Source organism: Variovorax sp. VNK109, from assembly GCF_049445855.1.
GTDB lineage: Bacteria > Pseudomonadota > Gammaproteobacteria > Burkholderiales > Burkholderiaceae_C > JAGOCV01.
This window is the reverse complement of the sequence record NZ_JBMSDV010000004.1, coordinates 258,276-281,796: the sequence shown is the minus strand read 5'-3', so window position 1 is coordinate 281,796 and position 23,521 is coordinate 258,276. Positions and strand designations below refer to the sequence as shown.

Here is a 23,521-nt window from a genome sequence, read left to right as displayed (position 1 = left end):
CAGTTTTCGAGCAGGAGAAGTCCCATGTACCGCCCCTCATCCCGGAAGGCGCGCGTGCTGCGCTGCGCACTGGCCGCATCCGCATTCGTTGCAGCAGGCACGAGCCACGCGCAGGTCACCCTCAAACCCGATGGTGAATGGCGCTACCTGTTCACCGCTGCGGCCAACGCGACGTCCGGCAACAGCAGCTCCGCCGCACTCAACCTGCAGTTCGACGGCGCGCGCGTGACCTCGGGCGACAAGTGGACCTTCACATCGCAGGTGCAGACCGCGCGCAACAACGGCACGCGCACGACAGAGCGTTACCTCGCCGGCACGCAATACAACCGCGACATCAGCGGCGCGATCTTCGGCTTCGGTTCGGGTGATTTCCTGCGCGACGAACTGGCCAACCTCGACCTGCGCAGCACATTCGCAGGCGGTCTGGGCTATCACGTCTTCCAGAGCGAACGGCACACGTTCGACGTGACCGGCGGTCTGGCCTACACCCAAGACAACTACGCCAACCCCGCCGTCATCGACGGTCAGACGCGCACCAGCTACGGACGGCTCGAACTGGTGATGGGCGAAGAGTCCAACCACAAGCTGACCGACACCGCGACCTTCCAGCAGAAGCTCACGTTCTATCCGAACCTGCGCGATTCAGGCCAGAAGCGCGCGGTGTTCGATGCCAAGGTGTCGGTGGCGATGACCAAGTCGCTCAACCTGACTGCCGGCCTGTCGATGCGCTACAACAGCGACCCGGGCCTGGGCCTCAAGTCGACCGACACCGCGCTCGTGACGGGTGTGTCCTGGCGTTTCGACTGATGGAGAGGGCGGGCCGTCAGCTCGCCCGGACGATCTTGAGCATGTTGGTGCCGCCCGGCGCGCCCATGGGCTCGCCGCAGGTGATGGCATACACATCGCCCGGCTGCACGATGTTGCGCTTCTTGAGGTGGCCTTCGGCTTCGCTGAGCGCGGTGTCGCGGTCCACGCTCTGGTCCATGAGCAGCGGGCGCACGTTGCGATAGAGCGCCATCTTTCGCTGGGTCGCCAGCTTGGGCGTGAGCGCGTAGATCGGGATGTGGATGCGGTGGCGGCTCATCCACAGCGCGGTCGAGCCCGAGTCGGTCAGCGCCACGATGGCCTTCGCGCCCAGATGATGGGCAGTGAACAGCGCGCCCATGGCGATGGACTGGTCGATGCGGCCGAAAGTCTTGCCGGTGAAGTCAGCGTCCAGCTCCACGTCTTCCGCGGCTTCTGCGGCGCTGCAGATCTGCGCCATCTCGATCACCGTTTCCAGCGGATAGCGGCCGGCCGCCGTCTCGGCGCTCAGCATCACCGCATCGGTGCCGTCGAGCACGGCGTTGGCCACATCGCTGACCTCGGCGCGCGTGGGGACGGGGTTGGTGATCATGCTCTCCATCATCTGCGTGGCGGTGATGACGACCTTGTCGTTGTCGCGCGCGAGCTTGATCATGCGCTTTTGCAGCGCAGGCACGGCGGCGTTGCCGACCTCGACGGCCAGGTCGCCGCGCGCCACCATGATGCCGTCGCTGGCCATGAGGATTTCCTCCAGCCGGGGGATCGCCTCGGCGCGCTCGATCTTGGCGATCAGCGCGGGCCGGTGCCGGTATTCTGCTGCGGCCACATTGGCCAGCTGGCGGGCCATTTCCATGTCGGTCGCGTTCTTGGGAAAACTCACGGCCAGATAGTCGGCCTGGAAGCTCATCGCAGTCTTGATGTCGTCCATGTCCTTGGCGGTGAGCGCCGGCGCCGTAAGACCGCCGCCCTGCTTGTTGATGCCCTTGTTGTTGGACAGCTCGCCGCCCAGGCGCACCACGGTGTGCACCTGCTCGCCACGCACGGCTTCCACGGCCAGCACGATCAGCCCGTCGTTCAGCAGCAGGATGTCGCCCGCCTTCACGTCACGCGGCAGTTCCTTGTAGTCCAGGCCCACGCCGTGGATGTCGCCGGGCTCGGTGCGCGACGCATCCAGCACGAAGGGCGCGCCCGAGACCAGCATCACCTTGCCTTCGGCGAACTTGCCGACGCGGATCTTGGGCCCCTGCAGGTCGGCCATGATGGCCACCTCGCGGCCGGCACGCTGCGCGGCCTCGCGGACCAGCGTCGCCCGGTCGATGTGGTCCTGCGCCTTGCCGTGGCTGAAGTTCAGGCGCACGACGTTCACGCCGGCGCGGATCATCTGTTCCAGCAGGGCTGGGTCGCTGGAAGCGGGGCCGAGGGTGGCCACGATCTTGGTTGCACGGCTGACCATGTCTGTCTCCTGGGGGCTCTGGTTCGATGGCGCATTCTCACATGGCGCAATTGCTCCGGTAGTTGCCCGGGTTCCGACCCCGTTACATTCCTGGCGCCCCCAATTCCCCTACAGGTTGATCCCAGTCAGCGGGCTGTCACTGCGACTGTTTATCATCCGCGCCATGAATCAAACGCCCGAACTGACCTCCAGGCAGCCGTCCGACGGCCATCTGCCTGCCGCGCCGCTGTCTCCGGCCGAACCGCTTCCGCACCGCAAGATCCTGCGCGAATGGCTGATGCCGCTGTCCGAACGCAACACGCTGCGCGCTTTCCTGCTGCTCGCCTTCGACTACGCGTTGCTGCTGGGCCTGTACACCGCCGCCGTGCTGTTCGACCCGTGGTGGGCCAAGACGCTGTGCGGCCTGGCCGCCGGTTTCGTGATCGGCCGCCTGTTCATCATCGGCCATGACGCCTGCCACCAGAGCCTGACCGAGCACCGCAAACTCAACAAGTGGCTGGGCCGCATCGCCTTCCTGCCCTCGCTCACGCCCTACAGCCTGTGGGACGTCGGCCACAACGTGGTGCACCACGGCTTCACCAACCTCAAGGGCGTGGATTTCGTGTGGGCGCCGCTCACGCCCGAGGAATACGCCGCACTGCCCCTGCGCCAGCGCCTGATGCAACGCGTCTACCGCAGCGGCTGGGCGCCGGGCCTGTATTACATGATCGAGATCTGGTGGAACAAGATGTTCTTCCCGAGCCGTGAAGCCATGCCCACGCGCCGCGCCGCGTTCGTCTGGGACGGCGTGCTGGTGACCGCGTTCGCGGCCCTGTGGGCTGGCGCGCTGTGGGCCGCCGCGTACTTCACCGACCAGTCGGTGCTGACGCTGCTGGTCACGGCCGGTCTCGTGCCCTTCCTGTTCTGGTGCGCCATGATCGGCTTCGTGGTGTACGTGCACCACACGCACGTCAAGGTGTCCTGGCACGACGACAAGGCCAAGTGGCAACGCGCCCAGCCTTTCGTGTCTACCACCGTGCACCTGACCTTCCCGTGGCGCATCGGCTCGCTGATGCACCACATCATGGAGCACACGGCGCACCACGTGGACATGAGCGTGCCGCTCTACCGCCTGAAGAACGCGCAGAAGATGCTGGAAGACATGCTGCCCGGCCGCATCGTGATCCAGCGCTTCTCGTGGCGCTGGTATTTCGACACGGCGCGCCGTTGCAAGCTGTACGACTTCACGCAGCGCTGCTGGACCGACTTCAAGGGCCGCGCGACGAGCGAGCCCTCGCCGCAGCCGGCCTGACCCTCAACCCGCCGCGCGTTTCGAGAGAATCTCGAACGCCGGCAGCGTCTTGCCTTCCAGCACCTCGAGGAAGGCGCCGCCGCCGGTGGAGATGTAGCCCACGTCCTTCTCGATGCCGTACTTGGCAATGGCGGCCAGCGTGTCGCCGCCACCCGCGATGCTGAACGCGTCGCTGTCGGCAATCGCACGTGCGATTGCTTCGGTGCCCTTGGCGAACGCGTCGAACTCGAACACGCCGACGGGGCCGTTCCAGACGATGGTGCCGGCGGACTTGAGCGTCTGTGCCAGCTTTGCGGCCGTCTTCGGGCCGATGTCCAGGATCAGGTCATCCGCCGCCACGTCGGTCGCGGCCTTCACGGTCGCAGGCGCGTCGGCCGCGAAGGTCTTGGCCGTCACCACATCTTCGGGAATCGGCACCTGCGCGCCGCGCGCGGCCATGGCGTCGATCACCGCCTTCGCCTGATCCACGAGGTCCGGTTCGGCCAGGCTCTTGCCGATGGGCAGGCCAGCGGCCAGCATGAAGGTGTTGGCGATGCCGCCGCCGACGATGAGGCCGTCCACGTTGGCCGACAGGCTCTCGAGGATGGTGAGTTTGGTCGACACCTTGCTGCCCGCCACGATGGCGACCAGCGGCCGCTTCGGGTTGGCGAGCGCCTTGCCGATCGCGTCGATTTCGGCCGCGAGCAGCGGGCCGGCGGAGGCGATCCTGGCGAACTGTGCGATTCCGTAGGTGGACGCTTCCGCACGGTGCGCTGTGCCGAAGGCGTCGTGCACGAAGATGTCGCACAGCGCTGCGAGCTTGCGCGCCAATTCTTCGCTGTTCTTCTTCTCGCCCTTGTTCAGGCGGCAGTTCTCCAGCAGCACGACTTCGCCCGGCTTCACGTCGACACCGTCGACCCAGTCGGAAACCAGCTTCACCTCGCGGCCCAGCAGTTCGCCCAGGCGCTTCGCGACGGGCGCAAGCGAATCTTCGGGTTTGAATTCACCTTCGGTGGGGCGGCCGAGGTGGCTCGTGACCATGACTGCAGCGCCGGCTTTCAGCGCCATCGCGATGCAGGGCACCGAGGCGCGGATGCGCGTGTCTTCGGTGATGTTGCCGGCATCGTCCTGCGGGACGTTGAGGTCGGCCCGGATGAACACGCGCTGGCCGCTGGCCTTGCCCTGCGCGCACAGGTCGGAGAATCGGATGACATTCATAGGACACCGATTGTAGGGAAGCGACTCCCTGTTCCGGCTACCAGCCCAGCCCGATGTGCAAGGGCAGGTACACCGCCATGCCCACGATGATGGTGAGCAGCACATCACGCCGCCAGTAGTAGGCGGCAACGCCGGCCAGCGCACCGAACACGCGGGCATCGGCCAGGCTGCCGATCAGCACGCCTTGCGTGGCGATGACTTCGGGCGCCACCACCGCAGCCAGGGCGGCGATCGGTGCGTACTGCAGGCCACGCTCGGCCCAGTGCGGCAGCTTCCAGGCCTTGTTCGAGATCAGGAAGAAAGACCTCGCCAGCACGGTCACGCACCCCAGACCGACGATGACGAGCAACGTCCAGAGGTCCGTACCGCTCATGGCCCCGCCCTTTCCGCTGGCCGCAGTTTTTCCATGCCCAGGCACAGCAGCACGGCCGCGCCGATGGCAGCCACGATGTTCAGCCGCAATGGCAGCGAGTACGCGGCGATCGCCACGACGGCGGCCACACCTGCGGCAGCAATCCGCAGCCGCGTGGTCGCCAGCGAGCACATGATGCCGATGAGGCACAGGATGCCCGCGAAACCGAGGCCCCAGCTGGTAGGAATGAAATTGGCCAGCACCACACCGATCACGCTCGCCACCATCCAGCTCGCCCAGTTCACCCAGCTGTTGCCGGCAAGGTAGGCCTCCTGCGCGTCGCGGCCCGCGGTGTCCTGCGCCGGATCGGGAAAGCGCTTGACGAACAGCACGTACTGCAGGTCCGCGGTGAAATAACCATGACCCATCCGCATCCAGCGCGGCAGGTGCGCAAGGTAAGGCCGCATGTGCAGGCTGAAGACGACGAAACGCAGGTTCACGCAGAAGCCGGTCGCCAGGATCACCCAGACCGGCGCGCCGGCCACCAGCAACGGGATGGACGCGAGCTGCGAGCTGCCTGCGAAGACGATGAAGGTCATCGCGAGAGACTCGAACACCGTCATGCCCGACTTGACCATCGCCACGCCGGTCATCAGGCCCCATGCAGCCACGCCTGGGGCCTGGGGCCACATCTCGTTCTTGCCGATGGTGAATTCAGGATGGGCGCGCAGCGCGGGAAGGAAAAACACGGGCTACTTTTCTTCGAACGTCATGCCGGGCTTGAGATCGAAGCCCCGCAGGAAGTCTGCCACAGCCAGCCGCTTGCCGCCCGCGCGTTGCACCTGCAGGAGCTGCACGATGCCGTCGCCCGTGGCCACATCCACCGCGTCGGCGTGCACCGCAAGCACGGTGCCGGGCGCAGCCCCAGCCGTGCCGGGCAATGCACGCGCCGACCAGATCTTGAGCGCTTCCTCTGCCAGAACGGCCACGGCGCCGGGGAACGGGTTGAACGCGCGGACGCGTCTTGCGATCAGGGCGGCCGGGTTCGTCCAGTCGATGGCGGCCTCGTGCTTTTCGATCTTGTGCGCGTAGGTCACGCCATCGGCCGGTTGCGGCGTGCGCACGAGGCCGCCACAGGCCGCGAGCTCCAGCGCCTCGACGATCATGCGGCCACCGAGATTCGCCAGCCGGTCGTGCAGGCTCGCGGTGGTGTCGTCCTCACGGATCGGCCCGCGTTCCATGAGCAGCATGTCGCCCGTGTCCAGGCCCGCGTCCATCTGCATGATGGTGACGCCGGTCTCCGCGTCGCCCGCCTCGATGGCCCGGTGGATGGGGGCCGCGCCGCGCCAGCGCGGCAACAGGCTCGCATGGATGTTGAGGCAGCCCAGTCGCGGTGTGTCGAGCACCCATTGCGGCAGGATGAGGCCGTAGGCGGCAACGATCATCGCGTCGGCCTTCGCGGCAAGGATGGCCTCGCGCGCGGCGGTTGCGTCTTCCGGGTATTTGCCGTCCAGCCGCAGGCTGCGCGGCTGCGCAACGGCGATGTCCTTGTCCAGCGCGAACGCCTTGACGGGGGATGCCTGGAGCTTCATGCCGCGGCCTGCAGGCCGGTCGGGCTGGGTGAGGACGAGGACGATGTCGAAGCCCGCCGCGTGCAGGCGTTCCTGGGCCGCGCGGGCAAACTCGGGCGTACCCGCAAAGATCAGACGCATGGCGGAAGTTTAGTGGGGCCGGACTGTGTCGTTCAGAGGTCGGGCTCGAGGAACTGCTCGTCGGCTGTCTCGTAGCGGCGCACCACGCCTTGGGTGTCCACGAAGACGTGCAGCAGGCGCGGCGTGTTGTACCAGTGGTAGCGCCAGGTCCAGACATCGCCCTTGAAGCTGCTCACCTGCGAACGGAACGCAGGCTGGCCGTAGTGGCGCAGCAGGTCCTCGCGCGTCCATTCGTTGCTGCGGATGTCCTGGTGGAAACGTGCGTCTTCCAGCACCTGGGTGATCACGCGCACGCGGCCCTGCGCGTCCAGGTCGATGTTGCTGACGGCCGGCCCCATCGGCTGGCGGGAATACTGGAGGCGGGTGGTGCCGTCCGGCATGGCATAACGCCCGGTCGGCGCCCCGAGGCGCTGCACGACTTCGGCTTCAGGTGTTCCGAGTGGTACGCGGGTCGGCTCCCATGCGCAGCCCCACAGCAAGCCAGCGGCCACGACCGCCGCAACGCCACGGGACAGGAAGGCTGCCACGTCAGTCCTGCTCGACGCGCTGCTGCTTGAGCATCTTGGTCTTGATGCGGTTGCGCTTGAGCGGAGAGAGGTATTCGACGAACACCTTGCCCGCCAGATGGTCCATCTCGTGCTGGATGCACACGGCCAGCAGGCCTTCGGCCTCGATGGTGCGGAGCTGCCCGTCGCCATCCATTGCGTTCACGCGCACGGCCAGCGAACGCTCGACGCCATCGTAGATGCCGGGCACCGACAGGCAGCCTTCGTCACCCACGCGCTTTTCTTCGCTGGCCCAGACAATTTCCGGGTTGATCAGCACCATCGGCTCATCGCGCTCTTCCGACACGTCGATGACGATCAGCCGCTCGTGCACGTCCACCTGTGTGGCCGCCAGGCCAATGCCATTGGCGTCGTACATGGTCTCGAGCATGTCGGCGATCAGGGTGCGGATGCGCGCGTCCACCGCCTGCACAGGCCGGGCGACCGTGTGCAGCCGTGGGTCGGGAAAGCGAAGAATGCTCAGTTTGGCCATGGAATCGTGGGAAAGATGTCGCTATTTTCGCTACTTTTACCGCTCCCCGCAGCCGCCGAAGGTGATAAACATTGCCCAATCAAGGGCTTGAGCGCAAAATCAACAGTGATTTGTCAAGTTCTTCCGGGGGGTTGGGCGCCATGAACGCCGCCCGCCGGCGACCCCGGGGAAGCGCTTAATGCAACAAAAGATGACACAAACCATGAAAGTAACCGCCACCGCTGCAGCGCTGGCCGCCATGTTCGCCCTTCCGGCCCTGGCGCAGAACTTTCCCGTCACCCCGAACCAGAAGGCCACGGCCCAGCAGGTGGCCCAGGCCGGCGTCCCGCTCAGCGAGCTGTCGCCCAATGCGCCGGACGAATACACCGTCAAGAGCGGCGACACGCTCTGGGCCATTTCCGGCCTGTTCCTCAAGAGCCCGTGGCGCTGGCCCGAGCTGTGGGGCATGAACCTGGAAGAAATCCGCAATCCCCACCGCATCTACCCCGGCCAGCAGCTGTACCTGGACAAGAACGGCGGCCGTGCCACCCTGCGCATGCGCCAGGCCAATGCCAACGGCATCCCGACCGACACCGTGCGCGTTTCGCCGCGCACGCGCTATGAGTCGCTGTCCGACCTGGCCCTGCCCACGCTCAAGCCGAACCTGATCGAGCCGTTCCTGGCCGAGCCGATCATCGTCGACCAGAACGCGCTGCTTGCCGCACCGCGCATCGTTTCTGCTGCCGAGAACCGTGTGCTGATCTCCAAGGGCGATCGCGTCTACGCACGCGGTGCCGACGCCACGCCGCTTTCCACGGCCCAAGGCCAGCCGCGCGACTACCGCATCTTCCGCAATGCCGTTGCGCTGACTGACCCGGACACGGGTGAAGTGCTCGGCTACGAAGCCCAATACGTCGGCAAGGCCGACCTGGTGCGTGGCGAATCCCAGCGCGAGGCACCGGCCAAAAAGGACGAGAAGCCGCGCGTGGAACTCATCCCCGCGACCATCGACATCGTCGCCGCGAAGGAAGAAATCCGCGCCGGCGACCGTCTCCTGCCCGAGCCGCCGCGCCAGCTGGTGAGCTACACCCCGCGCGCGCCTGAAAAGGCCGTGACCGGCAGCATCGTCTCGGTGTACGGCAGTGCCGTGCGCTTCGCTGCCCAGAACCAGGTCGTGGTCATCAACCGTGGCACCCGCGACGGGCTGGAAAGCGGCCATGTGCTCGCCATCCTCAAGAGCGGTGAAGTCGTGACCGACCGCGTGGACGGCAAGAAGACCGAACTCAAGCTGCCCGACGAGCGCAACGGCCTGCTGATGGTGTTCCGTCCGTTCGAGAAGCTGTCTTACGCACTGATCCTCGAGATCACCGACGGCGTCAAGCCGGGCGACCGCATCACCAATCCGCGCTGATCCGGCGTCCCGGTCCGCGCGCTTGTTGCGCACGGTTTCGAAAGTTCGTCGATCCGGGGCTTTAGTATCGGTCGATGCTTTCCCTGCAACGAGACGAGCTCACCGCCTGGTTGCGGCTGCTCCTGTGCCCCGGTGTGGGCAATACAACGGCCCGGCGCCTGCTTGCAGCCTTCGGCCTTCCCCAATCCATTTTCGAGCAGGACACTGCGGCACTGGGCACCCTCGCCAGCGCGGCGCAGGTCACCTCATTGCAGACCCGACCGCCGGATCTGGAAATGCAGGTCGAAGCGACCTGGCGCTGGCTGCAGGAGGCGCCCATCGAGGGAACGCAACGGTGGCTGTGCACGCTGGGCGACGCAATGTACCCCGCCTCGCTGCTGGTCACCGAGGATCCGCCGCTCGTCCTCTTCATGCTGGGTCAGCCTGCGCTGCTTCCTTCGCTCGGGCGCAGCGTCGCGATCGTCGGCAGCCGGAATCCGACGCCGCAAGGCACTGCCAACGCAAAACAGTTCGCGCGCGCGTTCAGCGATGCCGGGCTGGCCGTGATATCCGGCATGGCGCTGGGCGTGGATGCCGCCGCGCACGAAGGCGCGCTGGAAGGACCGGGCGCCGACGGTCTTGCCACGGTCGCGGTCGTCGGCACCGGGCTCGATCGTGTCTATCCGGCACGGCATCGCGATCTGGCGCATCGCATCGCCCAACGCGGGTTGATCATGAGCGAGTTCCCGCTGGGTACGCCGCCGGTGCAAGCCAACTTTCCACGTCGCAACCGCATCATCTCGGGTCTTTCAGCCGGCACGCTGGTCGTCGAAGCGGCCCTGCAGTCCGGCTCGCTGATCACCGCGCGCTATGCGGGCGAGCAAGGCAAGGAGGTTTTTGCGATCCCGGGGTCGATCCATTCGCCGCAGTCACGCGGTTGCCATTCGCTCATCCGCCAGGGAGCCAAACTGGTCGAGTCTGCGCAGGATGTCCTCGAGGAACTGCGACTGCCCGAGACCCTTGCGCCAAACAGCCCCGGCCTGTTCCGCAGCGACGGGGCAGGCGAACCGGCCTCCGAGGACGACAGCGGCCTGCTGATCCACATGGGGCATGACCCGGTGAGTCTGGACGCGCTGTGTGCGCGGACAGGCCTGCCCACGGCAACCCTGCAAGCCAGACTCCTGGAACTCGAGCTGGATGGCCACGTCGGCCGCTTGCCCGGTGGCCTGTTCCAGCGCATGGCATCGGCATGACGGCTGATGCACGTGGGCAACAAAAAAGTGTGCGTTACAGGAGATTGCCGCAGCGCACGATTTCTGCGCTATATTGAAAGCCATGTTTGAAGTCCTCGTTTTCGTCTACGAAAACTACTGGAGAGGCGATGCGTGCCCCGAGCTTGAGCAACTGGGCCGCAAACTGACCGCCGTCGGCTTCGAAGCCGACGAGATCCGCGAGGCACTCACCTGGCTGGATGGTCTGAATTCCGCCACGCAGGCCGCACAGATCCTGCCCAACGCCCCCACCGAAGCACGGATCGCGAACCTGCAGTCGCCGCACAGCATGCGTGTGTACTCGGTCGCCGAGCAGGATCATCTGGGCGCCCAGTGCCTGGGCTTCGTCACCTTCCTGGAAAGCGCCGGCGTGTTGCCGGCCCACCTGCGGGAAATCGTCATCGACCGCGCCATGGCTGCGCGCGGCTCCCCGGTGTCGCTGGACGACCTGAAGATCATCGTGCTGATGGTGTACTGGAGCTCTGGCATGGAGCCCGATTCACTGGTGCTCGACGAGCTCTGCGACGACCCCGAAGACCGCGTCGCGCACTGATGGCGCACTGATCGCGCATCCCCCGGGCCGGCACCGGCCTCCCGACCTCAGTTCAACAGCCGTTCCGGGTTCGCATCCAGCTTGGCCATGGCCTCGCGCGTGGCGCGCACGGTCAGCGTTTCTTCTTCGGTCGGCGTCAGCAAACCCGCCTGCAGGTATGACGCCAGACGGCGCGCCTGGATGAGGTAGCTGCGGCCGGCCGAGGCGAACAGGTGCAACTGCTTGCGGTCGCTGCGCCACACGAACTGCACCTGCGTGAGCTTGCCATTGTGGTCGAGCGAAAACCAGTTGCCCAGTTGCAGTTCATGCACCCAGGCCAGCATGGCTTCGGTCGGGCGCGAGCCACCGTCGGCGATGACCTCGATGGAGGAAGCGTCGACGCCCAGCATCAGCTCCAGGCTTTCGGCATCGAGTGGCAGGTCGCCCATGGCTTCGTCGTTGACGAAGTCCTCGAGGTTGGACAGGCGCTTGGCCATGGCCTCGATCTGTGCGTGCGGGATCGCTTCGGTCTTGGACATGAAGGCATCGGCCAGCGTGTTGCCGATGGTCTTGATGTGGGCCTCCTGCGGCTCGCCCGTCATGCCCAGCAGGTTCATGCCCTGGCGCAGGCGCTGCAGCAGTTGCGGCAGGTCCTGGATGACGCGCGCGCGGTCGTTGCGGTTGGGCTTGGCGCTGGCGGCCCACACAAGGTCGGTGGCCGCGCGCTTGAGCAGCTTGGTCTGTTCGTTCTGCGGCCCGTTCTTGATGGCCGCCATGGCCAGCACCTCGGCCCAGACCTTGAACAGGAATTCGCGGATCTCGTCGCGTACCGGCACGTTGTCGAGCATCTTGCGCAGCTCGATCGTGTACTGGATCGCCATCGTCTCCTTCTGCTCGACCTGCTGCGCCACGCTGACAAGCCGCTTGGTCGCCTCGTTGCCGGTGAGGAACTTGGAAAGGAAGGTCTGGAATTCGTCGAGCACCAGCTGGAACACCCGGCGCCCGGTTTCGGGGTACTGCTCGATCACCTGAACGATGCGGCGGATCTCGCCCTCGAGCGCACCGCCGCCGACGGACGACGCGTCGAAGCCCATCACGCTCGAACCCATGCGGTCGATCAGCTGGCGTGCAGGGTGCTGCAGCGTGCCGAAGAACTCGGGCTCGGAAATCGCCACACGCAGGACCGGCATCTGCAGGCGCGCAAACCACACGCGTGCGCTGGCAGGAATTCGCTCTTCCGCCAGGATCGCCTGGAACATGAGCGCCACGATCTCGATGGTGGCCTTCTCGGCCGATGTCGAGGCCTTGGCCTTGAGGTCGCTGCTGCGCTGGCGCAAGGCCGACGCCGTCTGCTGCAGGGCAGCGATGTCGTAGGTACCGCCCGGCGGCGCATCGGCGACGGCCGGCTGCGCGTACTGCTGCATGGCCTGGGCCAGCATCGGCGTGGGACCGGTGATGCGCGTCTGCTCGAAGTCGCTGCCGACCCGGTCCGTCAGCATGCGCCTGAGCGAACCGAGCACGCCCTGCGCACGCATGCGCGCGCGCGCCAGCGGCGTGGTGGACGTCATCATGCGCGTCTCTTCCAGCGCGCCGCCCGTGGAATGGTTGTCGCCGGGCGACACGTGGCCCGTGTGGACCTCGTCGCGCCCTGACGGCGCGCCCCGGCCGGAACTCAGTTCGCCGCGATCCGACCCATAGGCACCCGAGGGCAGGGACGCCGGACCCGACAGTCCCGTCGGTGCCGGACGGGAAGCGGGCACGCCCGCAGAAGCGGCCCGGCGCAACTGCGGCCGCAAGTCGATCTCCGGCATGATCTCGCGCTGGATCAGGAACTGGTTGGCGTTGTGGTACCCCGACACCAGCTTCTCGGTGAGATGCTTGGGGATGAGATCCTGCACCTCGTTCCAGATGGGGCGCGACAAGCCAGTGCCCAGCCACTGCTCGACGATCAGCTGGCAGAACGCCTCCGGCCGGAAGATGTCGTAACTGGCCATCTCGCTGATGCCCTCGAGTTCCTGGATGCGCAGCTTGAGGTCGTTGAGTTCCCAGTTGAACTTGTCCTGCATCGACAGCACGAGGCGCGAGGAGAGGATCTTGTTCTCCACCACCTCGTCGCCCACGATCTCGAACTTCAGCGACTCCAGACGCACGCGACCCGTGGCCGTCGGCGGTATCAGTGCATTGCGCCACGCCTTGACGACGCCGGCCAGCCAGGTCTTGTAGAGCTTCTGGAATGCCATGAACGAGTCACGGCGGATCTGCATTTCACGCGCATTGCCCGTCTGGCTGGCCAGTTCCTGCAACCGCTCGTACATCGCGTTGCCGATGACCGGCAATGCCGATTCGATTTCCGCCACGAACCGCTCCCGCGCCTGCCGGGCGAGCAGGAGCTTCTGGTCCTGGGTGCGGATGGTGGTCATGGCGGGTGGCGACGGACCTTAGACTGCAGCCCCTGCGTTGGGGTCGTTGGGATCGCCTTCGCGCCTGGGAGCGCCCTTGATCAGGTCTTCGCGCTTGATGCCCAGCCACATCGCGATGGCCGCGGCCACGAACACGGAAGAATAGATGCCGAACAGGATGCCGATGGTCAGCGCCATGGCGAAGTAGTGCAGCGTGGCACCGCCGAACAGCAGCATGGACAGCACCATCACCTGGGTGGAACCATGGGTGATGATGGTGCGGCTGATGGTGGACGTGATCGCGTTGTCGATGATTTCCGTGGTGCCCATCTTGCGGTAGCGGCGGAAGTTCTCGCGGATCCGGTCGAAGATCACGACCGATTCGTTGACCGAATAGCCCAGCACGGCCAGCACGGCCGCCAGCACCGCCAGCGAAAACTCCCACTGGAAGAAGGCGAAGAAGCCCAGGATGATCACCACGTCGTGCAAGTTGGCGAGGATCGCCGCCACGGCGTACTTCCACTCGAAGCGGAAACCGAGGTAGACCATGATGCCCACCACCACCATGGCCAGCGCCATGAGGCCGTTGGTGACCAGTTCCTCGCCGACCTGCGGACCGACGAATTCGGTGCGGCGCAGGGTAACCGACGGGTCCAGCTGCTTCAGGCCGGCCAGCACGGTCTCGCTCTGCTGTGCGGAACTCACGCCCTTCTGCGCCGGCAGGCGGATCATCACGTCGCGCGAGGAACCGAAGTTCTGCACCTGCACGTCGTTGAAGCCCAGGCCCGAGACCGTGCCACGCACCTTCTCGAGATCGGCGGACTGGCTGTAACTCACTTCCATGAGCGTGCCGCCGGTGAATTCGACCGACAGGTGCAGGCCACGGGAGAACAGGAAGAAGACGGCGAGGGCGAACGTCACGAAGGAAATGACGTTGAAGATCAACGCATGCTTCATGAACGGGATGTCTTTTTTGATCTTGAAGAATTCCATCCGTAGCCCCCTTACTCAGCCTTCGCGGGCGCGGTACCCGTCGCGGGCCGCCAGACCGTGCCGATGGACACGGACTTGAGTTTCTTCTTCCGACCGTACCACAAATTCACCAGGCCCCGTGAGAAGAAGACCGCCGAGAACATGGAGGTCAGGATGCCTATGCAGTGCACGACCGCGAAGCCGCGAACCGGACCGGACCCGAAGGCCAGCAGGGCCAGGCCGGCGATCAGCGTGGAGATGTTGGAGTCCAGGATGGTGGCCCAGGCCCGCTCGTAACCCGCGTGGATCGCCGCCTGCGGCGCCACCCCGTTACGCAACTCTTCCCGTATGCGCTCGTTCACCAGCACGTTGGAGTCGATGGCCATGCCCAGCGCCAGTGCAGCGGCGGCGATGCCAGGCAGGGTGAGCGTGGCCTGCAGCATGGACAGGACGGACACCAGCAGCAGCAGGTTCACCGCCAGGGCAATGCCCGAGATCATGCCGAACAGCATGTAGTAAATGATCATGAAAACCACGATCGCCACGAAGCCCCAGGTCACGCTGTGGAAGCCCTTGCTGATGTTGTCGGCGCCGAGGCTGGGGCCGATGGTGCTTTCCTCGATGATTTCCATCGGCGCGGCCAGACCCCCGGCGCGCAGCAGCAATGCCAGTTCGCTGGCGGCCTCGGTCGTGCCCATGCCGGTGATCTGGAACTGGTTGGAAAACTCGCCCTGGATGCGCGCGACCGTCAGCACCTCGCCGCGGCCCTTTTCGAACAGGATGGCGGCCATGAAATTGCCCACGTTGGCACGCGTCATGTCACGCATCTGGCGGCCGCCTTTGCTGTCCAGCGTGACGGACACCGCCGGCTGGTTGTTCTGGTCGGGACGGGGTTGCGCGTCGGTCAGCATGTCGCCCGACGCCACCACTTCGCGATGCACCACCACAGGCGCGCCGCGGCCCTGCATGAACCGTTCGCGGCCGAAGGGCACCGGCGAGCGGCCGTCCAGCGAGGCACGCGCTTCGGCCGACATGTCAGCCAGGCGGAATTCCAGGTTGGCGGTGCGGCCCAGGATGTCCTTGGCCTTGGCCGTGTCCTGCACACCGGGCAGTTGCACGACGATGCGGTCCAGCCCCTGCTGCTGGATCACGGGTTCGGCCACGCCGAGCTCGTTGATCCGGTTGTGCAACGTGGTGATGTTCTGCTTGAGCGCCTGATCCTGGATCAGGCGCACCGCCTCAGGCTTGATGCGGGCGGTGAGTTTGTACTCGCCTCCATCAGGCGCGCCGACCAGTTGCAGGTCGGCCAGCTGGTCCTGGATGGCCCGGGTGGCCGCCTGCATCGTTTCGTTGTCGCGGAAGCGGACTTCGATGGTCTGGTCGTTGCGGCTGATGCCGCTGTGACGCACATTCTTCTCGCGCAGCGTGGTGCGGATGTCACCCGCGAAGCTCTCGGCCCGTTTGGCCAAGGCACCCTGCATGTCCACCTGCAACATGAAATGCACGCCGCCACGGAGGTCCAGGCCCAGATACATCGGATGGGCACGCAGTCTGGCCATCCATTCCGGCGAACGCGACACCAGGTTCAGCGCCACGACAAAAGACGCGTCGTTGGCGTCCGGCACGAGGGCGCGCTGGATCACGTCACGCGCCCGCAGCTGGGTGTCGGTGCTGTCGAAACGCGCGCGTACCGAAGTACCGTCGAACTGGATCAGCTCGGGCGTGATGCCGGCCGCCTTGAGCGCCTCCTCGACCCGCGCCTGAACGGCGGTGTCGACCTTGACGGTGGTCTTGGCAGCCGAGACCTGCACTGCCGGTGACTCGCCGAAGAAATTGGGGGCCGCATAAAGGGCCGACACGAGAAGCACCACGACGATGATCGCGTACTTCCAGACCGGGTAACGGTTCATGATTGCGTAGCTTGACTACCGGTTTTTATTTGATGGTGCCCTTGGGCAGGACCTGCACGACAGCCGAGCGCTGCAGTTGCACCTCCACGCCGGTGGCGACTTCGACGCTCACGTAGCTGTCGCCCAGCTTGGTCACCTTGCCCAGCAGACCGCCGGCGGTGGCGACTTCGTCGCCCTTGGCCAGCGCATCGATCATGGCGCGGTGCTCTTTCTGGCGCTTCATCTGGGGCCGGATCATCACGAAGTACAGCACCACGAACATCAGCACCAGCGGCAGCATGCCGCCCAGCTGCGACATGATGCCGCCGCCGGAGGCGGTGGCTGCGGGCGCGGTCTGGGCAAAGGCGGAAGAAATGAACACAGGTATCTCCAGGGTTGGAAGTATCAGAAGAAGGCGAAAGGCCGCAGCCAGCCCGGCCAAGGGCGGGAGAGCGCGGGGAAACCTTGGGATTGTATGCGGCGGCCCTCGGCGCGTGCCGTCTATATCCGGCTGCAGAACGGGCCTTTCAAGGGCTCCGGCCTCGACTGGAGCGCACCCCCGCCCGCAGTCGGCAGCCGGGCGCTGTTCAGGCAGCCTGGCGGGCAGGCGTAACCGGGGCCGAGTCCGGCGAGCGCCACCGGGCCATCAGGTCCTGCCAGCGCTGACGCGCCGCCGCCAGGTTGCGCTCCTTCACATGGCCATAGCCCTTGATCTGCTCGGGCAGGCGGGCGATCTCGACCGCCAGTGCGTGGTTTTCCGCATCCAGCGACCGGAGTACCTCTTCGACTGCCGCCTCGTACTCGCCGATCAGCGCGCGCTCGGTGCGGCGCTCTTCGGTGTAGCCAAAGACATCCAGCGCGGTGCCCCGCAGGCCCTTCAGGCCCGCCAGCACCCGGAAGCCCTGGAGCATGAATGGGCCGAATTTCGACTTCTGCAGCTCGCCCTTGGCATTGCGCCTGGCCAGCAGCGGCGGCGCCAGGTGATAGTTGAGCTTGAAGTCGCCCTCGAACATGCCATGGACGCGGGCCAGGAACGATTTGTCCGACTGCAGGCGTGCAACCTCGTATTCGTCCTTGTAGGCCATCAGTTTGAACAGGTAGCGCGCCACCGACTCGGCCAGCGCCGTCTTGCCCAAGGGCGCTTCCGCCTGCTGGACGCGCGCCACGAACGCGGCATAGCGCTTCGCGTACGCCGCGTTCTGGTAGCCGGTGAGGAATTCCACGCGGCGGGCCACCAGGCTCTCGACCGTCTCGCGCGTCCTGAACTCGATCACCTGGGCCGGGGCCATCAGCTTTTGCACGCCTGCCCAGTCGTGGGCGGCGCGGCGGCCCCATTCGAAAGCCGTCTTGTTGTTCTCCACGGCGACGGCATTGAGTTCGATCGCGCGATGCAGCGAGGCCAGCGCCAGCGGAATCCAGCCGCGCTGCCATGCGTAACCGAGGATCATCGGGTTCACGTAGATGCTGTCCCCCATGAGACGCGTGGCGGCAGCCTCCGCGTCAAACAGGCCCAGGCTTTCCGAACCGACGGCCTGCGAGATGGACGCCACACAGGCGTCCTGCGGGTTCTGCCATTCGGTGTTGCGCACGAACGCCGCTGTCGGCGTGCTGTGCGAATTGAGCGCCACGTGCGTGCGGCCCTGCAGCATGCGCAGCACGGTTTCCTTGCCCGCCGTGACGATCGGGTCGCAGCCCAGGATCAGGTCGGCCGCCGCCATCGACACGCGTGTGGTGCGGATGTCGTCCTGCGAATGGGCGATCAGCACGTGGCTCCAGGTCGCGCCACCCTTTTGCGCGAGGCCCGCCGCGTCCTGCGTGACGATGCCCTTGCCTTCAAGGTGCGCGGCCATGCCCAGCAACTGCCCGATGGTGATCACCCCCGTACCGCCCACGCCCGCAACCACGATGCCGTAAGCCGCCGACAGCGCAGGCAGCGCCGGCTCGGGCAACGCGCCCATCTCGAACGGTGACGGGTTCTTGCCCTTGGCCTTCTTGCGCAGTTGCCCGCCTTCGACGGTCACGAAGCTCGGACAGAAGCCCTTGAGGCAGCTCATGTCCTTGTTGCAAGTGCTCTGGTTGATCGTGCGCTTGCGGCCGAATTCGGTCTCGAGTGGCTCGACCGACAGGCAGTTGGACTGCACGCCACAGTCGCCGCAGCCTTCGCAGACCAGTTCGTTGATGACAACGCGCCTGGCCGGGTCGACCATGGTGCCGCGCTTGCGGCGGCGGCGCTTCTCGGTGGCGCAGGTCTGGTCATAGATGATGACCGTGGTGCCGGCGATCTCCCGGAACTCGCGCTGCACGTCATCGAGCTTGTCGCGGTGCAGGATGGCGATGCCTTCGGGCAGGCCCAGCGCGCCCTGCGCGCCGGGGTGTTTTGCGCCGGCGTATTTCTCCGGCTCGTCCGTCACGATGGTGATCTTCACCGCACCCTCGGCACGCATCGACTGCGCGATCTGGATCACCGAGTGCCCCTCGGGCCGCTCGCCGACCTGCTGGCCACCGGTCATGGCCACCGCGTCGTTGTAGAGCAGCTTGTAGGTGATGTTCACACCGGCCGCGATGCTTTGCCGCACTGCCAGCAGCCCGCTGTGGAAATACGTGCCGTCGCCCAGGTTGGCGAACACATGCTTCTCGTTGCTGAAGGGCTGCTGACCGACCCACGGCACGCCCTCACCGCCCATCTGCGTGAAGCCGATGGTTTCGCGGTCCATCCAGGTCGCCATGAAGTGGCAGCCGATGCCGGCCATGGCGCGCGAGCCTTCAGGCACGCGCGTGGACGTGTTGTGCGGGCAGCCCGAACAAAACCACGGCATGCGGTCCGCACCCTGTACGCCGCCGGCATCGAGCACCTGCATCGAGCGCTCTTTCGCTTCGAGGATGGCCAGTTGCGCGTCGACGCGCGCCACCATGTCGGCGCCGGCGGCTTCGAGCACGCCGGTCTTCTTCAGGCGCTTGGCGATCGCGCGGGCGATGAGTGCGGGCGACAGGTCCGCATTGGCGCGCAGCAGCGTGTCGGCCGTCGGGTTCGGCTTGGACCATTCCCCGCCGGAGAAGTCGCCCTCGCCTTCATTGAACTTGCCCAGCACGTTGGGCCGCACGTCGGCGCGCCAGTTGTAGAGCTCTTCCTTGAGCTGGTATTCGATGACCTGGCGCTTTTCCTCCACCACCAGGATTTCCTGCAGCCCGGTGGCGAACTCGCGCGTGAGCTGCGCTTCGAGCGGCCACACCACGCCCACCTTGTGCAGGCGGATGCCCATCTGGCGGCAGGCATCGTCGTCCAGGCCCAGGTCGAGCAGGGCCTGGCGCGTGTCGTTGTAGGCCTTGCCGCTGGCGATGAGGCCGAAGCGGTCGTTCTTTCCTTCGACCACGTTGTAGTTGAGCCGGTTGGCGCGGATGTACGCGAGCGCCGCGTACCACTTGTAGTCGAAGAGGCGCGCTTCCTGTTCCAGCGCATGGTCGGGCCAGCGGATGTGCACGCCGCCGGGCGGCATCTGGAAGTCCTGCGGGATGACGATCTGCACGCGCTCCGGATCGATCATCGCCGTCGCGCTGGACTCGACGATTTCCTGGATGGTCTTCATGCCGGCCCACACACCGGAGAAGCGGCTCATGGCGAAGGCGTGGACGCCGAGGTCCAGGATTTCCTGCACCGTTGCAGGGAAGAACACCGGCAGCCCGCAGGCCTTGAAGATGTGATCGCTCTGGTGTGCGGCGGTGGAGCTCTTGGAGACGTGGTCGTCTCCGGCCACCGCGATCACGCCGCCCCAGGGCGTGGTGCCGGCCATGTTGGCATGCTTGAAGACATCGGAGCAACGGTCCACACCGGGGCCCTTGCCGTACCAGATGCCGAAGACGCCGTCGAACTTGTTGCTGCCGGCGGGCGCGAAGCCCATCTGCTGCGTTCCCCAGAGCGCGGTGGCGGCGAGTTCTTCGTTCACGCCCGGCTGGAAGACGATGTTCTGCGCCTTGAGATATTTGCTGGCTTTCCAGAGCGCCTGGTCGTAGCCGCCGAGCGGTGAACCGCGGTAACCGCTGATGAACCCCGCCGTGTTCTTGCCGGCGAGCGCATCGCGCTGGCGCTGCAGCATGGGCAGCTTCACCAGCGCCTGCACGCCGCTCATGAAGGCGCGACCGTAGTCGAGGGAATACTTGTCGTCGAGGGTGACGGTTTCGAGCGCCTTGCGGATGTGCTCGGGCAGCGGGGCATTCATCGTGTCGGTCTCCTGGCCGCCGGCTTTTTTGCCGGCTCTTACTGCTCTGTCTGTTTGTCGGGCAGCTTCGTGGGCAGCCGGACGCTCCTTGCCGCACCGGGGTGGTGGCGCGGCCTGTCTGTCATGCAAAGTGTATGCCCGTTGGATGGATAAGTCTTTGCGTTTTATGCCCCCTATTCAGCGCTCTGAGAAAGAATCTTGCTCAATAATCCGGAAAATGGAAACACTCGACAAGTTCGACCTCGCCATCCTCACGGAACTGCAGGCCGACGCCCGGCTCACCAACGCAGAACTCGCCTCGCGCGTGGGCCTGTCGGCCGCGCCCTGCTGGCGGCGCGTACGGGCACTGGAAGAAGCGGGCTTCATCACGGGCTACCACGCGGAGATCAACCGCCGCAAGGTAGGCCTGGGCGTGCTGGCCTTCGTGCGCGTGGACGCCGAGCGCACCAATGGCGCCGAAACGAAGCGCCTGGAGGAAGCCATCAAGAAGCTGCCCGAGGTGATGGCCTGCCACTACATCAGCGGCGCAGGCACGTTCGAGCTGCAGGTGGTGGCACAGGATCTGGACGCGTTTTCGCGCTTTGCGCGGCAAAGCCTCATCAACCTGCCGAACGTGAAAGATTTGCACACCAGCTTTTCGCTGGGTGAGGTCAAATCGGGCGGGGCGCTGCCGCTGGGTCATCTGGTCAAGCCGGCCGGCTGACCCGCACGCCGTCCGAAGGAGTTTTCATGCGCAGACGTTCGCTTCACCTCATCGCCTTGCTGGCCCTGCTGCCGGCCATCACCGCAACCGCGCAGGTCTCGCCGCAACCGGCCGACCTGCCATTGAAGAACCTGCAGATCGAAGTGCGCCAGGAGCAGGCGGGCATGGCGTCGCGCAGCGGCTTCGGCGGGTCCGGCGCCATCGTGCTGCAACCGGGCAACTCGAGCGCCAACATCGGCCTGTCGGGCGGCGCGGGCCAGCGGCAGGAGATGCGCAACCTCACGCAGATGATGCTGGTGCTCAACGGCCGCGCCACGCAGGTCAACATGGGCAACACCGTGCCAGTGCGGCTGGTGCAGACTTTCGTGGTCAACGGCCAGGTGCGTGCGGTGCCGGGCACGGTGCTGCTCGATGCGAACAGCGGCTTCTCCGCACGGCCGGTCTGGCGCGGTGGCGATTCGGTGGAACTGGAGATCGGCACGGCGCTCGCGCGGCAGGGCCAGTCTGCATCGGCGGCCTCGACCATCGTTGCGCCGCTGGGCGAATGGTTCACGCTGGCCGAGTCGATGGACGCGGGCGATTCGCGCAGCAGCGGCACGCTGTCCCAAGGCCAGGGCAGTTCGCAGGCCAGCCTGAAAGTTCAACTGCGCATTTCCGTGCGATGAGGCCGGCAGCGGCGACAATAGCGGGCGATGTCCCTCACATCTGAACCCGGCACCCCCACGCCGGCTCCCGAAACCCCTTCCGCGCTGGCGCCACTCAGGCGCCCGGTCTTCCGCATGCTCTGGGCCACATGGCTCATCGCGAATTCGTGCATGTGGATGAACGACGTCGCGGCCGCGTGGCTGATGACCTCGCTGACCACGTCGCCCGCCTGGGTGGCCGCGGTGCAGACGGCGTCCACGCTGCCGGTGTTCCTGCTCGGGCTGCCCAGCGGCGCGCTGGCCGACATCCTCGACCGCCGCCGCTATTTCATGGCCACGCAATTCTGGGTGGCGGCCGTGGCCTTGCTGCTGTGCGTCGTGCTGATGTTCGACGGCATGTCGGCGCCGGTGCTTCTGTTCCTCGTGTTCCTCAATGGCGTGGGCCTGGCACTGCGCTGGCCGGTGTTCTCGGCCATCGTGCCTGAGCTGGTGCCGCGCAAGGAGTTGCCTGCCGCGCTGGCGCTCAACGGCGTGTCGATGAATGCGTCGCGCATCATCGGCCCGCTGCTGGCAGGCGCCATCATCGCGGCGGCGGGCAGCCTGTGGGTGTTCGCGCTCAACGCCGTCATGTCGATCATCGCGGGCATCACCGTGTGGCGCTGGAAGCGCGAGGCCACACCGCCCAACCCCCTGGGCCGCGAGCCACTGCTGTCGGCCATGCGTGTGGGCCTGCAGTACGTCGGCCAGTCGGCCCGGCTGCGCGGTGTGCTGCTGCGCATCGCCATCTTCTTCCTGCATTCCACGGCGCTGCTCGCGCTGCTGCCACTGGTGGCGCGCGCCATGCCGGGCGGCAATGCGGGCACCTTCACGCTGCTGCTGGCCGCCATGGGGGCCGGTGCGATCACCGCCGCATTGTCGATGCAGGTGTTGCGCCGCCACATGAGCTCGGAAGCGCTGGCCTTCCGCGGTGCGGCGCTGCAGGCGGTGGGCAGCGCGGTCATGGCGTTCTCGCCGCCGATCTATATCGGCGTACCGGTGATGTTCCTCGCCGGCGCAGCCTGGATCACCACGGCCAACACGCTCACGGTCTCGGCGCAGATGGCGCTGCCCGACTGGGTGCGCGCGCGCGGCATGTCGATGTACCAGATGTCCATCATGGGCGCGAGTGCGGCCGGCGCGGCGCTGTGGGGCCAGGTCGCCACCTACACGAGCATCCAGACCAGTCTGCTCGTCGCTGCGTTCACCGGTGCGAGCCTGATGCATGTGGCGCAGCGGCTGATGCCGGTGAACGACACGACCATGGACCTCACGCCGGCGCGTCCTCCGATCACCCATCCGCTGCCCGAGGCCGTGGATGCAGGGCGTGTGGTCGTGACGGTGGAATACCTGATCGACCCGGACCGCGCCAACGAATTCCGCGCGGTGATGGAAGAGAGCCGGCGCGTGCGCATCGGCCAGGGCGCGCTCGCCTGGTTCCTGCTGCACGACACGTCGAACCCGGCACGCTTCATCGAACAGGTGGTGGACGTTTCATGGACGGAACACCTGCGGCGTTTCGACCGCGTGACCGCCGCCGACCTGTCATTGCGCGAGCGGCGACTGGCCTTCCACGTCGGCGACGCGCCGCCGCTGATCACGCGCTACGTGGTCGACAACCACGATTGACGGAAAGCGCTGCGGG

General features: G+C 66.2%; 20 protein-coding genes. 8 read left to right on the top strand and 12 right to left on the bottom strand.

The window, feature by feature from the left end:
- Positions 1-24: 24 nt before the first annotated feature.
- On the top strand, positions 25-807 hold the full coding sequence (locus ACO2Q9_RS15680) for a DUF481 domain-containing protein (RefSeq protein WP_423312738.1): 783 nt from the start codon (positions 25-27) through the stop codon (positions 805-807).
- A 16-nt stretch (positions 808-823) separates the two neighbouring features.
- On the opposite strand, the gene pyk is transcribed toward ACO2Q9_RS15680, so the two are convergent.
- A complete protein-coding gene (pyk, locus tag ACO2Q9_RS15675; RefSeq protein WP_423312737.1) occupies positions 824-2,257 on the bottom strand; it encodes a pyruvate kinase in 1,434 nt (477 codons plus the stop codon).
- A 163-nt stretch (positions 2,258-2,420) separates the two neighbouring features.
- Between pyk and ACO2Q9_RS15670 the strand changes: the two genes are divergently transcribed.
- Positions 2,421-3,548, top strand: coding sequence for a fatty acid desaturase (locus ACO2Q9_RS15670; RefSeq protein WP_423312736.1), 1,128 nt, complete (start codon positions 2,421-2,423; stop codon positions 3,546-3,548).
- 3 nt (positions 3,549-3,551) lie between these two features.
- On the opposite strand, the gene ACO2Q9_RS15665 is transcribed toward ACO2Q9_RS15670, so the two are convergent.
- The 6 genes from ACO2Q9_RS15665 to def are packed head-to-tail and all read right to left on the bottom strand — an operon-like array spanning position 3,552 to position 7,847.
- On the bottom strand, positions 3,552-4,745 hold the full coding sequence (locus tag ACO2Q9_RS15665; protein WP_423312735.1) for a phosphoglycerate kinase: 1,194 nt from the start codon (positions 4,743-4,745) through the stop codon (positions 3,552-3,554).
- Between the two features lie 37 nt (positions 4,746-4,782).
- On the bottom strand, positions 4,783-5,118 hold the full coding sequence (locus ACO2Q9_RS15660; protein ID WP_423312734.1) for an AzlD domain-containing protein: 336 nt from the start codon (positions 5,116-5,118) through the stop codon (positions 4,783-4,785).
- On the bottom strand, positions 5,115-5,846 hold the full coding sequence (locus ACO2Q9_RS15655) for an AzlC family ABC transporter permease (protein WP_423312733.1): 732 nt from the start codon (positions 5,844-5,846) through the stop codon (positions 5,115-5,117). Before ACO2Q9_RS15655 ends, ACO2Q9_RS15660 begins: the two co-directional genes overlap by 4 nt.
- A gap of 3 nt (positions 5,847-5,849) precedes the next feature.
- Positions 5,850-6,809 carry a methionyl-tRNA formyltransferase gene (gene fmt, locus ACO2Q9_RS15650; RefSeq protein WP_423312732.1) on the bottom strand — a complete coding sequence of 320 codons (960 nt, stop codon included), beginning with the start codon at positions 6,807-6,809 and terminating at the stop codon, positions 5,850-5,852.
- A gap of 32 nt (positions 6,810-6,841) precedes the next feature.
- Complete coding sequence (locus tag ACO2Q9_RS15645) at positions 6,842-7,336, bottom strand: hypothetical protein (protein ID WP_423312731.1); 495 nt, start codon at positions 7,334-7,336, stop codon at positions 6,842-6,844.
- Position 7,337: 1 nt separating this feature from the next.
- Positions 7,338-7,847 (bottom strand): peptide deformylase, encoded by a 510-nt coding sequence (def, locus tag ACO2Q9_RS15640; RefSeq protein ID WP_423312730.1) that lies wholly within the window; start codon positions 7,845-7,847, stop codon positions 7,338-7,340.
- A gap of 190 nt (positions 7,848-8,037) precedes the next feature.
- On the opposite strand from def, the gene ACO2Q9_RS15635 reads away from it, so the two are divergent.
- The 3 genes from ACO2Q9_RS15635 to ACO2Q9_RS15625 all read left to right on the top strand — a co-directional run bounded on the left by ACO2Q9_RS15635 (position 8,038) and on the right by ACO2Q9_RS15625 (position 11,040).
- Positions 8,038-9,237 carry a LysM peptidoglycan-binding domain-containing protein gene (locus ACO2Q9_RS15635; RefSeq protein ID WP_423312729.1) on the top strand — a complete coding sequence of 400 codons (1,200 nt, stop codon included), beginning with the start codon at positions 8,038-8,040 and terminating at the stop codon, positions 9,235-9,237.
- A gap of 83 nt (positions 9,238-9,320) precedes the next feature.
- Complete coding sequence (dprA, locus tag ACO2Q9_RS15630; RefSeq protein ID WP_423312884.1) at positions 9,321-10,469, top strand: DNA-processing protein DprA; 1,149 nt, start codon at positions 9,321-9,323, stop codon at positions 10,467-10,469.
- 82 nt (positions 10,470-10,551) lie between these two features.
- Positions 10,552-11,040, top strand: a complete 489-nt coding sequence (locus ACO2Q9_RS15625) for a DUF494 family protein (protein ID WP_423312728.1) — start codon at positions 10,552-10,554, stop codon at positions 11,038-11,040.
- Between the two features lie 47 nt (positions 11,041-11,087).
- On the opposite strand, the gene ACO2Q9_RS15620 is transcribed toward ACO2Q9_RS15625, so the two are convergent.
- The 5 genes from ACO2Q9_RS15620 to ACO2Q9_RS15600 form a co-directional block, all read right to left on the bottom strand.
- The gene (locus ACO2Q9_RS15620; protein WP_423312727.1) at positions 11,088-13,439 is read right to left on the bottom strand and encodes a DUF1631 domain-containing protein; all 2,352 of its coding nucleotides are present in this window, start codon (positions 13,437-13,439) and stop codon (positions 11,088-11,090) included.
- A gap of 18 nt (positions 13,440-13,457) precedes the next feature.
- Positions 13,458-14,411: a protein translocase subunit SecF gene (secF, locus tag ACO2Q9_RS15615; RefSeq protein WP_423312726.1), complete on the bottom strand. Its 954-nt coding sequence runs from the start codon at positions 14,409-14,411 to the stop codon at positions 13,458-13,460.
- 11 nt (positions 14,412-14,422) lie between these two features.
- Positions 14,423-16,300, bottom strand: coding sequence for a protein translocase subunit SecD (gene secD, locus ACO2Q9_RS15610; RefSeq protein ID WP_423312725.1), 1,878 nt, complete (start codon positions 16,298-16,300; stop codon positions 14,423-14,425).
- A gap of 25 nt (positions 16,301-16,325) precedes the next feature.
- Positions 16,326-16,661 carry a preprotein translocase subunit YajC gene (gene yajC, locus ACO2Q9_RS15605; RefSeq protein WP_423312724.1) on the bottom strand — a complete coding sequence of 112 codons (336 nt, stop codon included), beginning with the start codon at positions 16,659-16,661 and terminating at the stop codon, positions 16,326-16,328.
- A 205-nt stretch (positions 16,662-16,866) separates the two neighbouring features.
- Complete coding sequence (locus tag ACO2Q9_RS15600; protein ID WP_423312723.1) at positions 16,867-20,493, bottom strand: indolepyruvate ferredoxin oxidoreductase family protein; 3,627 nt, start codon at positions 20,491-20,493, stop codon at positions 16,867-16,869.
- Positions 20,494-20,710: 217 nt separating this feature from the next.
- Between ACO2Q9_RS15600 and ACO2Q9_RS15595 the strand changes: the two genes are divergently transcribed.
- Genes ACO2Q9_RS15595 through ACO2Q9_RS15585 form a run of 3 tightly spaced genes read left to right on the top strand, consistent with a single transcriptional unit; the run spans position 20,711 to position 23,505 of the window.
- Complete coding sequence (locus tag ACO2Q9_RS15595) at positions 20,711-21,196, top strand: Lrp/AsnC family transcriptional regulator (RefSeq protein WP_423312722.1); 486 nt, start codon at positions 20,711-20,713, stop codon at positions 21,194-21,196.
- Positions 21,197-21,222: 26 nt separating this feature from the next.
- Positions 21,223-21,861 (top strand): hypothetical protein, encoded by a 639-nt coding sequence (locus ACO2Q9_RS15590; protein WP_423312721.1) that lies wholly within the window; start codon positions 21,223-21,225, stop codon positions 21,859-21,861.
- A 27-nt stretch (positions 21,862-21,888) separates the two neighbouring features.
- Entirely contained in the window at positions 21,889-23,505 is a 1,617-nt protein-coding gene (locus ACO2Q9_RS15585; protein WP_423312720.1) for an MFS transporter, read from the top strand.
- Positions 23,506-23,521 lie beyond the last annotated feature (16 nt).

Bases quoted from the DNA above. Each gene is read 5' to 3' on its own strand.
- ACO2Q9_RS15600 (WP_423312723.1), bottom strand. From the start codon at position 20,493: ATGAATGCCCCGCTGCCCGAGCACATCCGCAAGGCGCTCGAAACCGTC.
- ACO2Q9_RS15620 (WP_423312727.1), bottom strand. From the start codon at position 13,439: ATGACCACCATCCGCACCCAGGACCAGAAGCTCCTGCTCGCCCGGCAG.
- ACO2Q9_RS15635 (WP_423312729.1), top strand. From the start codon at position 8,038: ATGACACAAACCATGAAAGTAACCGCCACCGCTGCAGCGCTGGCCGCC.
- secD (WP_423312725.1), bottom strand. From the start codon at position 16,300: ATGAACCGTTACCCGGTCTGGAAGTACGCGATCATCGTCGTGGTGCTT.
- def (WP_423312730.1), bottom strand. From the start codon at position 7,847: ATGGCCAAACTGAGCATTCTTCGCTTTCCCGACCCACGGCTGCACACG.
- ACO2Q9_RS15665 (WP_423312735.1), bottom strand. From the start codon at position 4,745: ATGAATGTCATCCGATTCTCCGACCTGTGCGCGCAGGGCAAGGCCAGC.
- ACO2Q9_RS15660 (WP_423312734.1), bottom strand. From the start codon at position 5,118: ATGAGCGGTACGGACCTCTGGACGTTGCTCGTCATCGTCGGTCTGGGG.
- ACO2Q9_RS15595 (WP_423312722.1), top strand. From the start codon at position 20,711: ATGGAAACACTCGACAAGTTCGACCTCGCCATCCTCACGGAACTGCAG.
- ACO2Q9_RS15680 (WP_423312738.1), top strand. From the start codon at position 25: ATGTACCGCCCCTCATCCCGGAAGGCGCGCGTGCTGCGCTGCGCACTG.
- pyk (WP_423312737.1), bottom strand. From the start codon at position 2,257: ATGGTCAGCCGTGCAACCAAGATCGTGGCCACCCTCGGCCCCGCTTCC.
- secF (WP_423312726.1), bottom strand. From the start codon at position 14,411: ATGGAATTCTTCAAGATCAAAAAAGACATCCCGTTCATGAAGCATGCG.
- ACO2Q9_RS15590 (WP_423312721.1), top strand. From the start codon at position 21,223: ATGCGCAGACGTTCGCTTCACCTCATCGCCTTGCTGGCCCTGCTGCCG.
- ACO2Q9_RS15670 (WP_423312736.1), top strand. From the start codon at position 2,421: ATGAATCAAACGCCCGAACTGACCTCCAGGCAGCCGTCCGACGGCCAT.
- ACO2Q9_RS15625 (WP_423312728.1), top strand. From the start codon at position 10,552: ATGTTTGAAGTCCTCGTTTTCGTCTACGAAAACTACTGGAGAGGCGAT.
- fmt (WP_423312732.1), bottom strand. From the start codon at position 6,809: ATGCGTCTGATCTTTGCGGGTACGCCCGAGTTTGCCCGCGCGGCCCAG.
- ACO2Q9_RS15585 (WP_423312720.1), top strand. From the start codon at position 21,889: ATGTCCCTCACATCTGAACCCGGCACCCCCACGCCGGCTCCCGAAACC.